This window comes from Pseudomonas sp. HP_12 (assembly GCF_055283955.1).
Genome location: NZ_JBTOQG010000003.1, coordinates 20,667 through 34,452, shown reverse-complemented (window position 1 = coordinate 34,452; position 13,786 = coordinate 20,667). Strand labels below are relative to the sequence as shown.

The window sequence follows — 13,786 nt, the reverse complement described above, 5'->3', positions numbered from 1 at the left end:
GATCGACACCCGCTTTGCGCGGGTGGTGATTCAGCCAGCGGGTTCGAAGGTCATTGACTGACTTTTCGAACCGGCGGTTGCATGTCCGGTCTGACCGATTCTGCGCTCATCTTTCCAAGTGAGCGCCGAGTCGGAATGTCAGCGCTTATTCGCCCTGACCCGACAGGATCAGTTGAAGCGGTGGACGTTGGAAAGCTGCTTGTTTACCTTCGGGTTCTTGCGGTAAATCAGCGCCATTTTGCCGATCACCTGCACCAGATCGGCCTTACCGAGTTTGCACAGTTCAGCGATGGCTGCCAGGCGGCTCTCGCGGTCGAGGATGTTGAGTTTGATCTTGATCAACTCGTGATCGCCCAACGCGCGCTCCAGTTCGGCCAACACACCTTCAGTCAGACCATTGTCCGCCACCATCAACACCGGTTTCAGATGGTGACCAATGGATTTGTATTGTTTCTTCTGCTCTTGAGTGAGCGGCATAATCTGACCTCTGCGTCTGATCTTGTAAAAAGCGGCGGCCAGTTTACCCGAGCGAGTCCGGGACCGCCCGGTTAATCGCGACTCGTCCTAATTTTTTGAGGTGCTCCGTGGCACGTTCCAAAACCAGCCATAACTGGCTTAAAGAACACTTCGACGACAAGTACGTCAAAATGGCACAGCGGGACGGCTACCGTTCCCGCGCCAGTTACAAGCTTCTCGAGATTCAGGAGAAGGACAAGATCATCCGTCCTGGCATGACGGTGATCGACCTGGGTGCAGCGCCAGGTGGCTGGTCGCAGGTGACCAGTCGTCTGATTGGTGGTCAGGGCCGTTTGATTGCATCGGACATCCTGGAAATGGACAGCATCCCCGACGTGACCTTCATCCAGGGGGATTTCACCCAGGACGAAGTGCTCGCTCAGATCCTCGAAGCTGTTGGTAATACGCAGGTCGACCTTGTGATTTCCGATATGGCCCCCAATATGAGTGGATTGAGCGCCGTGGACATGCCGCGCGCAATGTTCCTTTGTGAGCTGGCGCTGGATCTGGCCGGCCGCGTGCTGCGTCCTGGTGGCGATTTCCTGATCAAGGTCTTCCAGGGTGAGGGCTTTGATGTGTACCACAAGGACATCCGCAAGCTGTTCGACAAGGTGCAGATGCGCAAACCGTTGTCGTCACGAGACCGTTCCAGGGAGCAGTATTTGTTGGGTCGCGGGTTTCGCGGCATAGAGGGATCGGCGAGCGATGAGCGCCTTTGATCAAGCGATAGCTTTTTTCAAATAGCTTAATCAAGGGAGCGTAACCAACATCGCGTAGTCAAAGTTTCACAAAGGGTTACAGACGCCGCCTGCCACGCCTGTAGGATCTGTAGTACGTTAGGCCGGTAAATATCATGCGAGGCACGCTCCAGCGTGGAGCTTGCTTCAGAGGGTAGCTAATTGAACGATATGGCAAAGAATTTGATCCTGTGGTTGATCATCGCGGCGGTTCTCGTGACCGTGATGAACAACTTCTCCAGTCCTAACGAGCCGCAGACCCTCAACTATTCCGAATTCATCCAGCAGGTGAAGGACGGCAAGGTCGAGAAAGTTGCCGTTGACGGATACGTCATCACCGGCAAACGCAGCGATGGCGACTCTTTCAAGACCATCCGACCGGCTATCCAGGATAACGGCCTTATTGGCGATCTGGTCGATAACAACGTCGTGATCGAAGGCAAGCAACCTGAGCAGCAAAGCATCTGGACTCAGCTTCTGGTCGCCAGCTTCCCCATCCTCGTGATCATTGCCGTCTTCATGTTCTTCATGCGCCAGATGCAAGGTGGCGCAGGCGGCAAGGGCGGCCCGATGAGCTTTGGTAAAAGCAAAGCACGTCTGCTGTCTGAAGATCAGGTGAAAACGACACTGGCTGACGTTGCCGGTTGCGACGAAGCCAAAGAGGAAGTCGGCGAGCTCGTCGAGTTCCTCCGCGATCCGGGCAAGTTCCAGCGGTTGGGTGGTCGCATTCCTCGCGGCGTGCTGATGGTAGGTCCTCCGGGTACCGGTAAAACCTTGTTGGCGAAGGCCATCGCGGGTGAAGCCAAGGTGCCGTTCTTCACGATTTCCGGTTCCGACTTCGTTGAAATGTTCGTCGGTGTTGGTGCAAGCCGTGTCCGTGACATGTTTGAGCAGGCCAAGAAGCATGCGCCTTGCATCATCTTCATCGACGAGATCGATGCTGTAGGTCGCCACCGTGGCGCCGGCATGGGCGGCGGTCATGATGAGCGTGAGCAGACGCTCAACCAGTTGCTGGTTGAGATGGACGGCTTTGAAATGAACGACGGCATCATCGTGATTGCTGCCACTAACCGTCCGGACGTCCTCGACCCTGCGCTGCTGCGTCCGGGCCGTTTCGACCGTCAGGTGGTCGTGGGCTTGCCCGACATCCGCGGTCGTGAACAGATTCTCAAAGTACACATGCGCAAAGTGCCAATGGGTGACGACGTTCAGCCAGGCGTGATTGCGCGTGGTACTCCGGGTTTCTCTGGTGCTGATCTTGCAAACCTGGTCAACGAGGCGTCGCTGTTCGCGGCTCGCACCGGTAAGCGCATCGTCGAGATGAAAGAATTCGAATTGGCGAAAGACAAAATCATGATGGGCGCCGAGCGCAAATCGATGGTCATGTCCGACAAAGAGAAGCGCAACACCGCTTATCACGAAGCCGGTCATGCGATTGTTGGTCGCGTCGTACCTGAGCATGATCCGGTCTACAAAGTGTCAATCATCCCGCGCGGTCGTGCGTTGGGCGTCACCATGTTCCTCCCCGAGGAAGATCGCTACAGCCTTTCCAAGCGTGCATTGATCAGTCAGATCTGCTCGCTGTACGGCGGTCGAATTGCGGAAGAAATGACGTTGGGCTTCGATGGCGTGACCACCGGCGCCTCTAACGACATCATGCGGGCCAGCCAGATCGCTCGAAACATGGTCACCAAGTGGGGCCTGTCCGAGAAGCTGGGTCCGTTGATGTATTCGGACGAAGACGAAGGCGGGTACCTCGGTCGTGGCGGTGGCGGTCAAAGCTCCAGCCTGTCGGGTGACACGGCACGTCTCATCGACTCTGAAGTGCGCAGCATCATCGATCAGTGCTACGGCACGGCCAGACAGATCCTCACGGATAATCGTGACAAGCTGGAAGCGATGGCCGACGCGCTGATGAAGTACGAAACCATCGACGCCGAGCAAATCGATGACATCATGGCAGGCCGCACACCCCGCGAGCCCCGCGATTGGGAAGGCGGTTCCGGAGATTCCGGCACCCCGATCGCACCTGTAGGTCCGCGTCCGGAATCGCCAATTGGCGGCCCAGCTGCTGAACACTAAGGTCTGACATGACTTCTGCGCTTCACCCGACCCGGTTGCCTTGCGGCAACCGGGTTCTTGATTTATCCCGCACGCACGTGATGGGGATCCTCAATATCACTCCTGATTCGTTCTCGGACGGCGGCCGTTTCGCGCAGCGCGACCTGGCGCTGCGTCATGCCGAAGCGATGATGCTGGCGGGTGCGACCTTGATCGATGTAGGGGGCGAGTCAACGCGTCCCGGTGCGCGATCTGTTTCTCCTGTCGAAGAGCTGGAGCGTGTGGCGCCTGTCGTCGAGGCGATCAGCGCCGAGCTGGACGTGATCATTTCGGTAGATACCTCCACGCCGGCCGTCATTCGTGAGACTGCGCGCTTGGGGGCAGGGCTCATTAATGATGTTCGCTCGCTGCGTCGTGACGGTGCACTGGACGCCGCTGTGGCGACGGGTTTGCCGGTCTGCCTCATGCACATGCGCGGCGAGCCTACGGACATGCAGAATGATCCCCACTACACTGACCTGATCGGTGAGGTCAGTGCCTTCTTGCGCGAGCGCCTTGAGCAATGCGTCGCGGCGGGAATTCCGGCCGAGATGATCATCCTCGATCCAGGATTCGGCTTTGCCAAGACCGTCGAGCACAATCTAAGTCTGTTCAAGCACATGGAAGCACTTCATGCGCTGGGCCGTCCGCTGTTGGTCGGTGTCTCTCGCAAAAGCATGATTGGCAAGGTGCTCGACAAGCCTGTTGATCAGCGTCTGCATGGCGCCCTCGCGCTTGCCGCCATGGCCATGGTCAAAGGCGCAAAAATTCTACGTGTGCACGACGTCTCTGAGACGGTTGACGTCGTGCGTATGATTGCTGCTGTTGAATCAGCAAAATAAGAAATCTGGAGCACCCATGACCACTAAAAAATACTTCGGTACCGACGGTATCCGCGGACGTGTAGGCCAATTCCCTATCACCCCTGATTTCATGCTGAAGTTGGGATGGGCAGCAGGGATGGCGTTCCGGAAAATGGGCGCGTGCCGAATCCTGGTTGGCAAGGACACTCGCATTTCGGGCTACATGTTCGAGTCGGCGCTTGAAGCCGGGTTATCCGCTGCGGGTGCGGATGTGATGCTGCTCGGCCCGATGCCGACGCCTGCGATTGCCTACCTGACGCGTACGTTTCATGCCGAGGCGGGCATCGTGATCAGCGCGTCGCACAATCCGCACTACGATAACGGCATCAAGTTTTTCTCCGGGCAGGGCACCAAGCTGCCTGATGAAATCGAACTGATGATCGAGGAACTGCTCGATTCACCGATGACCGTCGAGGAGTCCGAAAAGCTTGGCAAGGTGTCGCGAATCAATGACGCCGCGGGCCGTTACATCGAATTCTGTAAGAGCAGTGTTCCGACCAGTACTGATTTTGACGGGTTGAAGCTCGTTGTCGATTGCGCCCATGGCGCCACGTACAAAGTGGCGCCAAACGTGTTCCGTGAGCTTGGCGCCGAGGTAACCGTGCTGTCGGCGGCCCCCAACGGGCTCAACATCAATGACAACTGCGGCTCCACCCACATGGGAGCGCTGCAGGCCGCCGTTGTCGAGCATGGCGCTGACCTGGGCATCGGTTTCGATGGCGACGGCGACCGTGTGCTGATGGTCGACCACACTGGCGCGATCGTCGATGGTGATGAACTGCTTTACATCATTGCGCGAGACCTTCAAGAGCGCGGCCAGTTGCAGGGAGGTGTCGTTGGCACCCTGATGAGCAACCTCGGGCTGGAGCTGGCACTTGCGGATCTAAACATCCCGTTCGTGCGCGCCAACGTCGGCGACCGTTACGTCATCGCCGAGCTGCTGGAGCGTGACTGGCAAGTGGGCGGCGAGAACTCGGGACATGTCGTGTGCTTCCGTCACACCACAACCGGGGATGCGATCATCGCCGCCTTGCAGGTGCTGCTGTCGATGAAGCGTACAGGCATGAGCCTCGCGCAATCGCGTTCAGGTTTGAAGAAATGTCCTCAGGTGTTGGTCAATGTGCGCTTCGAGGGTGGAGGCGTTGATCCGGTCAAACATCCCGCCGTTATTGAAGCGTGTGATCGCGTGACCGCCGCCATGGGCGGGCGTGGACGTGTGCTTCTGCGCAAGTCCGGTACCGAGCCGCTTGTGCGGGTAATGGTCGAGGGCGAGGACGAAATCCTGGTTCGCGGGTATGCCGATGAACTGGCAAAACTGGTTGCTGAAGTTTGCGCCTGATTTCGGCTTGCCAGTGTTGGAACTGTTGGGTAACATCTGCGCCCACTTTGACCGACGAGGTACAGCATGCGTCGCCCTATGGTAGCTGGTAACTGGAAGATGCACGGTACCCGCGCCAGCGTCGCTGAGCTGATCGAGGGTCTTGCAAATCTCGCCCTTCCGGGTGGCGTTGATGTGGCGGTCTTCCCGCCTAGCCTGCACGTAAGTCTTGTGGTTGATTGCCTGGAAGGGCAGTCGATCTCTGTCGGTGCGCAGAATTGCGCTCATCAGGCAGGCCAGGGCGCGTTGACTGGAGAGGTGTCGTCGACTCAGTTGGCGGATGCAGGTTGCAAGTTTGTGCTTGTCGGGCACTCTGAGCGTCGCCAGATAATGGGCGAGAGCAATGAGGTGCTTAATCGCAAGTTCGAGGCCGTCCAGGCGGCAGGTCTGACGCCGATACTGTGTATCGGTGAGACGCTCGAGGAGCGAGAAGCCGGCAAGACCCTTGAAGTTGTCGGGCAGCAGCTTGGCAGCATCATCGAAGAACTTGGCGTCGGCGCTTTCGTTAATGCGGTAATTGCCTATGAGCCAGTCTGGGCCATTGGCACCGGATTGACTGCCTCGCCGGAACAGGCGCAGGAAGTGCACGCAGCGATTCGTGCGCAGTTGATGAAAGAGAATTCTGAAGTCGCACAAGGTGTGCGTCTTCTATATGGCGGCAGCGTGAAGGCGGCCAATGCGGTCGAACTGTTCGGCATGCCGGATATCGATGGAGGCCTCATTGGTGGCGCCTCCCTGAATGCAGATGAGTTCGGTGCGATCATTCGCGCCGCGGGAAACTGAAAAAATGCTGGAAACAGTCGTAGTCGTTCTTCATCTGCTGGGTGCTCTGGGCGTTGTTGCTCTGGTTTTGCTGCAGCAGGGTAAAGGTGCCGACGCTGGCGCATCATTTGGAGCAGGTGCATCAAATACTGTGTTCGGTGGACAAGGTTCCTCTACCTTTCTCAGTAAACTTACTGCTATACTTGCCGCCTGTTTCTTCATGACTAGCTTAGGGTTAGGTTACTTTGCTAAAGAGAAAGCTCACCAGCTGACTCAAGTAGGTTTGCCAAATCCAGCGGTACTGGAAGTGAAGCAAAAGCCGGCAGCAGATGATGTTCCGGTTCTGGAAGGGCAACAGAAACCAGCTGCAGTACCTGCTGATGTTCCTGCCACTCCAGAGCAGAAGTAACACCGGATTCGCAGCTGTTTTTGGGGCTGCAAAAGAGTTGTAATGCCGAGGTGGTGGAATTGGTAGACACGCAACCTTGAGGTGGTTGTGCCCATAGGGTGTAGGGGTTCGAGTCCCCTTCTCGGTACCAATTAACAAGAAAGCCCGCAGTAGCGGGCTTTCTTGTAGGTGGATGTGTCGGATTGACCCAAATTTGGATCGGTCGTATACTTCCGCCCCAGCTTTGTCGCGGGGTGGAGCAGTCTGGTAGCTCGTCGGGCTCATAACCCGAAGGTCGTTGGTTCAAATCCAGCCCCCGCAACCAGTTTTAGCGGAGCCCCTTTTCAGGGGCTTTTTGTTAGCTGGACACTTTATGACGCCGCTTTTCGCAGGCGTTTTCATGATTGGGCTTCTGCCCATTTTTTATTTGCAGCATGCACGAGGGGGTTCAGGTGTCGAGCAAGCTAGAAGAGTTGCAGGCCTTGTTGGCCCCGGTGGTCGTGGCCCTAGGCTATGAATGCTGGGGTATCGAGTATTCGTCTCAAGGGCGTCACTCGATGTTGCGCGTCTATATCGATAAAGAAGGCGGCGTGTTGGTGGACGATTGCGCGATCGTCAGCCGTCAGATCAGCGGTATTCTGGATGTAGAAGATCCGATCAGCTCCGAATACACGCTCGAAGTTTCCTCTCCAGGCATGGAACGCCCACTGTTTACCATTGAACAGTTTGCGGAATTTGCCGGGGCACAAGTGAAGATAAAGCTGCGTTCGCCGTTTGAAGGACGACGCAACTTTCAAGGCCTTCTCCGCGGGGTGGAGGAGCAGGACGTCGTGGTCCAGGTTGAAGATCACGAGTTTCTGTTGCCGATCGATCTGATCGACAAAGCCAACATTATTCCCACGTTTGACTAAGACGTGCCAGATACAGCGGATCCCGCGGATCCAATGGCTTGCGAAAGGCGAGGCGTACGATGAGCAAAGAAGTACTGCTGGTTGTTGAATCGGTATCCAATGAAAAAGGCGTACCGGCCGATGTGATTTTTGAAGCGCTTGAAATAGCTCTGGCTACGGCCACCAAAAAGCGTTTTGAAGACGAAGTAGACCTGCGTGTCGAGATCAATCGTCAAACAGGTGCATATGAGACTTTCCGTCGCTGGACCGTCGTCGAAGAAGACGACCTCGACGACCCGGCCATCGAGACATGGCCTAGCAAAGTTGCCCTGACCCACCCAGGCGCCAACGTTGGCGACGTAGTGGAAGAAAAGATCGATTCCATCGAGTTCGGCCGCATCGCTGCGCAGACTGCCAAGCAAGTCATTGTGCAGAAAGTTCGCGAAGCCGAGCGAGCTCAAGTCGTGGACGCCTACCGTGAGCGTCTGGGCGAAATCATTTCCGGCACTGTTAAAAAAGTTACACGTGACAATGTCATCGTCGACCTTGGCAACAATGCCGAAGCTCTGCTGGCGCGTGAAGACATCATTTCGCGGGAGACTTTCCGCGTAGGTGTCCGCGTTCGTGCATTGCTCAAAGAGATCCGCACCGAAAATCGTGGCCCTCAGCTGATCCTGTCGCGTACCGCGCCGGAAATGCTGATCGAGCTGTTCCGGATTGAAGTTCCGGAAATCGCCGAAGGACTCATCGAGGTGATGGCTGCCTCTCGTGATCCTGGTTCGCGTGCAAAGATCGCAGTTCGCTCCAAGGACAAACGCATTGACCCGCAAGGCGCGTGCATCGGCATGCGCGGTTCGCGCGTGCAGGCTGTTTCCGGCGAGTTGGGCGGCGAGCGTGTGGATATCGTGCTTTGGGACGATAACCCGGCGCAGTTCGTCATCAACGCCATGTCGCCTGCCGAAGTGGCAGCGATCATCGTTGATGAAGATGCCCACGCCATGGACATCGCTGTAGGCGCAGATAACCTCGCCCAGGCGATTGGCCGCGGTGGCCAGAACGTGCGGCTGGCCAGTCAGTTGACTGGCTGGACCCTTAACGTGATGACCGAATCGGACATCCAGGCCAAGCAGCAAGCGGAAACCGGTGACATCCTGCGCAACTTTATCGACGAGCTGGAAGTCGATGAGGATCTCGCTCAGGTTCTGGTAGACGAAGGCTTCACCAGCCTGGAAGAGATTGCCTACGTACCGTTGGAAGAAATGCTCAACATCGACGGCTTTGACGAAGACACCGTCAACGAGCTTCGCGCTCGTGCCAAGGATCGTTTGTTGACTAAAGCCATCGCTACTGAGGAAAAGCTGGCAGACGCCCATCCGGCCGAAGACCTGCTCTCGCTTGAGGGTATGGACAAGGATTTGGCGATGGAACTGGCGGTGCGCGGCGTAATTACCCGCGAAGACCTGGCCGAGCAGTCTATTGACGATCTGCTCGACATCGACGGCATTGACGATGATCGTGCCGGCAAGTTGATCATGGCCGCCCGAGCCCATTGGTTCGAGTAAGTAGATGCGGCCTGAGGAGAGAAGTGCATGACGCAAGTCACGGTGAAAGAACTGGCCAAGACGGTCGACACACCGGTAGAGCGCCTGTTACAGCAGATGCGTGAGGCAGGTTTGCCGCACAACGCCGCCGAACAAGTTGTGACCGATATTGAAAAACAAGCCCTGTTGACCCACCTGAAAAGCGGTCACAAGGCCAAGGTGGAAGAGCCGCGCAAGATTACCTTGCAGCGCAAGACCACCAGTACACTTCGCGTTGCTGGCAGCAAAAGCATCAGCGTTGAAGTACGCAAAAAGAAAGTCTTTGTTCAGCGCAGCCCGGAAGAAATCGAAGCCGAACGCAAGCGCGAGCTGGACGAACGTCGTGCGGTAGAAAATGCCGCTCGTCAAAAGGCTGAAGAAGAGTCCCGTCAGCGTGCCGAAGAAGAAGCGCGCCGTCAGCCTTCGTCTGGTGCCCCCGCTGCCGAGGCTGTTGCAGCGCCGGCACCGGCTCCGCAAGCTGCCGAGCCAGCCCGGGAAACTCCGGCTGCGGCACCTGCGCCTGTCGCCGATCGCAAGAAAGACGAACAGCGTCGCCCCGACAAACCACGCAATGACGACAACAATCGTCGCAGCGGCGGTGGTGACGGCGATCGCAAGAACGCCCCGCATCGTGCATCGGTCAAGGAAAAGGCGCCAACGCCACGCGTTGCTCCTCGTACTACCGACGAAGAAAGCGATGGCTTCCGTCGCGGCGGTCGCGGCAAGGCCAAGCTGAAGAAGCGCAACGCGCACGGTTTCCAGAGCCCGACCGGCCCTGTCGTTCGTGAAGTGAAGATCGGCGAAACCATCAGCGTGGGCGATCTCGCTCAGCAGATGTCGGTCAAAGCTGCCGAGATCATCAAGTTCATGTTCAAGCTGGGTACTCCGGCCACCATCAACCAGGTTCTGGATCAGGAAACTGCCCAGCTGGTCGCTGAAGAACTAGGCCACAAAGTGACCCTGGTCAGCGACACCGCGCTGGAAGATTCCCTGGCCGAGTCCCTGAAGTTCGAAGGTGAGACGTTCTCCCGTGCGCCGGTTGTAACGGTCATGGGTCACGTTGACCACGGTAAGACCTCGCTGCTCGATTACATCCGTCGTGCCAAGGTTGCTGCGGGCGAAGCCGGCGGTATCACCCAGCACATCGGTGCGTACCACGTTGAAACCGAGCGTGGCATGGTGACGTTCCTCGATACCCCGGGTCACGCGGCGTTTACCGCAATGCGTGCTCGTGGTGCCAAGGCGACCGACATCGTGATTCTGGTTGTCGCTGCAGACGACGGTGTCATGCCACAGACCATCGAAGCCGTGCAACACGCCAAGGCTGCCGGTGTTCCGCTGGTCGTTGCCGTCAACAAGATCGACAAGCCGGGCGCTGACCTGGACCGTATCCGCAGTGAACTGTCCGTTCACGGCGTAACGTCCGAAGAGTGGGGCGGCGAGACACCTTTCGTCTCGGTCTCCGCGAAGATGGGTACTGGCGTTGACGAGCTGCTTGAAGCCGTTCTGCTGCAGGCCGAAGTTCTGGAATTGATGGCAACGCCGTCGGCTCCGGGTCGCGGTGTTGTTGTCGAATCGCGTCTGGACAAGGGCCGTGGCCCGGTTGCTACTGTTCTGGTTCAGGACGGTACGCTGCGTCAGGGCGACATGGTTCTGGTTGGCTCCAACTACGGTCGCGTTCGGGCAATGCTCGACGAGAACGGCAAGCCAATCAAGGAAGCCGGCCCGTCGATCCCAGTCGAGATTCTCGGCCTCGACGGTACGCCGGACGCTGGCGACGAGATGAGCGTGGTTGCCGACGAGAAGAAAGCCCGTGAAGTGGCTCTGTTCCGTCAAGGCAAGTTCCGCGAAGTCAAGCTGGCCCGTGCTCACGCCGGCAAGCTGGAAAACATCTTCGAGAACATGGGTCAGGAAGAGAAGAAGACGCTCAACATCGTCCTCAAATCCGATGTCCGTGGTTCTCTGGAAGCGTTGCAGGGTGCTTTGAATGGCCTGGGTAACGACGAAGTGCAAGTGCGTGTAGTGGGCGGCGGTGTCGGTGGTATCACCGAAAGCGACGCCAACCTGGCACTGGCCTCCAACGCTGTACTGTTCGGCTTCAACGTACGTGCCGATGCTGGCGCGCGCAAGATCGTCGAGCAGGAAGGTCTGGATATGCGTTACTACAACGTCATCTACGACATCATCGAAGACGTCAAGAAGGCCCTCACCGGCATGCTTGGCAGCGACGTTCGGGAGAACATCCTGGGTATCGCTGAAGTCCGCGACGTGTTCCGCTCGCCGAAATTCGGCGCGATCGCAGGTTGCATGGTCATTGAAGGCGTTGTCTTCCGTAACCGTCCAATCCGTGTACTGCGTGAAGACATCGTTATCTTCGAAGGCGAGCTGGAATCCCTGCGCCGCTTCAAGGATGACGCTTCCGAAGTACGTGCCGGCATGGAATGCGGTATCGGCGTCAAGAGCTACAACGACGTCAAGGTCGGTGACAAGATCGAAGTCTTCGAGAAGGTCCAAGTGGCTCGCAGCCTCTAAATCGCGAGCTTCAGGAGTCATGGCTTGCGCCGCATGAAAATGCCAGGCGTCGGCCATGGACTCTAAACGCAACGCCCGGTCCGGCTCTCGCCAGGCCGGGCGTTTGCCGCTTTCAGACCACATGGCTTTTGCCATGGGTCAGCAGTGACAGGTAACAAGACATGGCAAAAGAATACAGCCGTACCCAACGTATCGGCGATCAGATGCAGCGCGAGCTGGCACAGCTGATCCGTCGTGAAATCAAGGACCCCCGCGTAGGGCTGGTCACCATCACCGCCGTTGACGTCAGCCGTGACGTGGGCCACGCGAAAATCTTCATGACCGTGATGGGGCAGGACAGCGCCGAAGAAATCGCACAGTCCATCAAGGTGCTCAATGCTGCTGCAGGATTCCTGCGTATGCAGCTGGCCCGTGAGATGAAGCTGCGCAGCGTGCCGCAACTGCATTTCCATTACGACGAAAGCGTTGCCCGTGGCGCGCATTTGTCGGCATTGATCGAGCGGGCAGTGGCTGAAGATGGTCAGCACCAAACCGCACCCAAGCAAGACGGTTCGGAGGAATAAGGCGTGGCTCAGGTCAAGCGTATTCGCCGTAACGTCAGCGGGATCGTCCTGCTCGACAAGCCGCTGGGGTTCACATCCAACGCCGCGCTGCAAAAAGTGCGCTGGTTGCTCAACGCAGAAAAAGCAGGGCATACGGGCAGTCTGGATCCGCTTGCCACCGGCGTTCTGCCGCTGTGCTTCGGTGAAGCGACCAAGTTTTCCCAGTACCTGCTCGATTCCGACAAGGGTTATGAAACCCTGATGCAGCTTGGCAAGACCACCACCACGGCCGATGCCGAGGGTGAGGTCCTGCAGACGCGGCCTGTGACCGTTGGTCGTTCGGATATCGAAGCGGTGCTTCCGGCATTTCGCGGGAATATCAGTCAGATACCGCCGATGTACTCAGCCCTCAAGCGCGACGGTCAGCCGTTATACAAGCTGGCCCGGGCTGGTGAAGTGGTGGAGCGTGAACCGCGTTCTGTTACTATTGCGCGCCTGGAATTATTGGCGTGCGAAGGTGAGACCGCTCGTTTGGCGGTCGACTGCACAAAAGGCACCTATATTCGTACCCTCGTGGAAGATATCGGTGAAAAGCTGGGCTGCGGTGCTTACGTTGCTCAGCTGCGTCGTACCCAGGCCGGTCCTTTTACGCTGGCCCAGACGGTAACGCTGGAAGAGCTCGAAGCGGTGCATGCCGAAGGCGGGAATGAAGCGGTTGATCGCTTCCTGATGCCATCGGACAGCGGGTTGCTGGATTGGCCGCTGCTGCAGTTTTCAGAGCACAGTTCGTTTTACTGGCTGCATGGTCAGCCAGTGAGAGCCCCCGACGCGCCGAAGTTCGGCATGGTGCGGGTGCAGGATCATGAAGGACGCTTCATCGGGATCGGTGAAGTGAGTGAAGACGGGCGTATTGCGCCGCGTCGACTGATTCGGTCAGAGTGACCGGACCCGTCGCGGCAGGGTTTCCTGGCACGGCGGTACGAGGGTGGCTGTTAACAGGCATGGTCACTCCTCACATTTAAATACGAGAGTCAGCTCTCGGCCTGTTGAAACCGTCTCCCCGGAGCGGTTTCTTGATAAAAGGAATGCCCACATGGCACTCAGCGTTGAAGATAAAGCTCAGATCGTAACCGACTACCAGCAAGCTGTTGGTGATACTGGTTCGCCAGAAGTGCAAGTTGCACTGCTGACCGCCAACATCAACAAACTGCAAGGCCACTTCAAGGCCAACGGTAAGGATCACCACTCCCGTCGTGGTCTGATCCGTATGGTAAACCAGCGTCGCAAGCTGCTGGATTACCTGAAAGGTAAGGACGTTAGCCGTTACAGCGCCCTGATCGGTCGTCTGGGTCTGCGTCGCTAATAACGACTCGGATAGAGGTTGGTTGGTCGTCATGTTCCGCTGGTTTTATCAGTGGGGTGGCGGCCTCCCAGCCTCTAGTTGTATCTGGACTGCCGAAGGGTCCGATTCCCCTCGCTGCCCAAGAATTCGCAAGAA

At 57.5% G+C, this 13,786-nt stretch carries 13 protein-coding genes and 2 tRNA genes; 14 read left to right on the top strand and 1 reads right to left on the bottom strand.

The features are described 5' to 3' along the window. Positions 1 to 168 precede the first annotated feature (168 nt). Positions 169 to 477 carry a YhbY family RNA-binding protein gene (locus ACYASU_RS03695; protein WP_463581984.1) on the bottom strand — a complete coding sequence of 103 codons (309 nt, stop codon included), beginning with the start codon at positions 475 to 477 and terminating at the stop codon, positions 169 to 171. 107 nt (positions 478 to 584) lie between these two features. On the opposite strand from ACYASU_RS03695, the gene rlmE reads away from it, so the two are divergent. The 14 genes from rlmE (at position 585) to rpsO (ending at position 13,651) form a co-directional block, all read left to right on the top strand. Beyond that, the gene (rlmE, locus tag ACYASU_RS03690) at positions 585 to 1,235 is read left to right on the top strand and encodes a 23S rRNA (uridine(2552)-2'-O)-methyltransferase RlmE (RefSeq protein WP_065987607.1); all 651 of its coding nucleotides are present in this window, start codon (positions 585 to 587) and stop codon (positions 1,233 to 1,235) included. 189 nt (positions 1,236 to 1,424) lie between these two features. After that, positions 1,425 to 3,335 (top strand): ATP-dependent zinc metalloprotease FtsH, encoded by a 1,911-nt coding sequence (gene ftsH, locus ACYASU_RS03685; RefSeq protein ID WP_282366985.1) that lies wholly within the window; start codon positions 1,425 to 1,427, stop codon positions 3,333 to 3,335. An 8-nt stretch (positions 3,336 to 3,343) separates the two neighbouring features. Next, entirely contained in the window at positions 3,344 to 4,195 is an 852-nt protein-coding gene (folP, locus tag ACYASU_RS03680) for a dihydropteroate synthase (RefSeq protein WP_463581983.1), read from the top strand. A gap of 16 nt (positions 4,196 to 4,211) precedes the next feature. Beyond that, a complete protein-coding gene (gene glmM, locus ACYASU_RS03675; protein WP_423573437.1) occupies positions 4,212 to 5,555 on the top strand; it encodes a phosphoglucosamine mutase in 1,344 nt (447 codons plus the stop codon). Positions 5,556 to 5,621: 66 nt separating this feature from the next. Further along, positions 5,622 to 6,377: a triose-phosphate isomerase gene (gene tpiA / locus ACYASU_RS03670; RefSeq protein WP_192173307.1), complete on the top strand. Its 756-nt coding sequence runs from the start codon at positions 5,622 to 5,624 to the stop codon at positions 6,375 to 6,377. A 4-nt stretch (positions 6,378 to 6,381) separates the two neighbouring features. Continuing rightward, entirely contained in the window at positions 6,382 to 6,765 is a 384-nt protein-coding gene (gene secG / locus ACYASU_RS03665) for a preprotein translocase subunit SecG (protein WP_074888489.1), read from the top strand. A gap of 44 nt (positions 6,766 to 6,809) precedes the next feature. Next, a tRNA-Leu gene (locus tag ACYASU_RS03660) sits at positions 6,810 to 6,895 on the top strand. Positions 6,896 to 6,992: 97 nt separating this feature from the next. Next, positions 6,993 to 7,069: transfer RNA gene (locus ACYASU_RS03655), tRNA-Met, on the top strand. Between the two features lie 127 nt (positions 7,070 to 7,196). Further along, entirely contained in the window at positions 7,197 to 7,655 is a 459-nt protein-coding gene (rimP, locus tag ACYASU_RS03650) for a ribosome maturation factor RimP (RefSeq protein ID WP_163022007.1), read from the top strand. A gap of 59 nt (positions 7,656 to 7,714) precedes the next feature. Next, a complete protein-coding gene (nusA, locus tag ACYASU_RS03645; RefSeq protein ID WP_065987602.1) occupies positions 7,715 to 9,196 on the top strand; it encodes a transcription termination factor NusA in 1,482 nt (493 codons plus the stop codon). A 27-nt stretch (positions 9,197 to 9,223) separates the two neighbouring features. Next, on the top strand, positions 9,224 to 11,746 hold the full coding sequence (gene infB / locus ACYASU_RS03640; RefSeq protein WP_192173306.1) for a translation initiation factor IF-2: 2,523 nt from the start codon (positions 9,224 to 9,226) through the stop codon (positions 11,744 to 11,746). A gap of 161 nt (positions 11,747 to 11,907) precedes the next feature. Then, entirely contained in the window at positions 11,908 to 12,309 is a 402-nt protein-coding gene (rbfA, locus tag ACYASU_RS03635) for a 30S ribosome-binding factor RbfA (RefSeq protein ID WP_037015118.1), read from the top strand. Between the two features lie 3 nt (positions 12,310 to 12,312). Beyond that, on the top strand, positions 12,313 to 13,230 hold the full coding sequence (truB, locus tag ACYASU_RS03630; RefSeq protein WP_463581982.1) for a tRNA pseudouridine(55) synthase TruB: 918 nt from the start codon (positions 12,313 to 12,315) through the stop codon (positions 13,228 to 13,230). A gap of 151 nt (positions 13,231 to 13,381) precedes the next feature. Continuing rightward, a complete protein-coding gene (gene rpsO / locus ACYASU_RS03625) occupies positions 13,382 to 13,651 on the top strand; it encodes a 30S ribosomal protein S15 (protein ID WP_037015114.1) in 270 nt (89 codons plus the stop codon). Positions 13,652 to 13,786 lie beyond the last annotated feature (135 nt).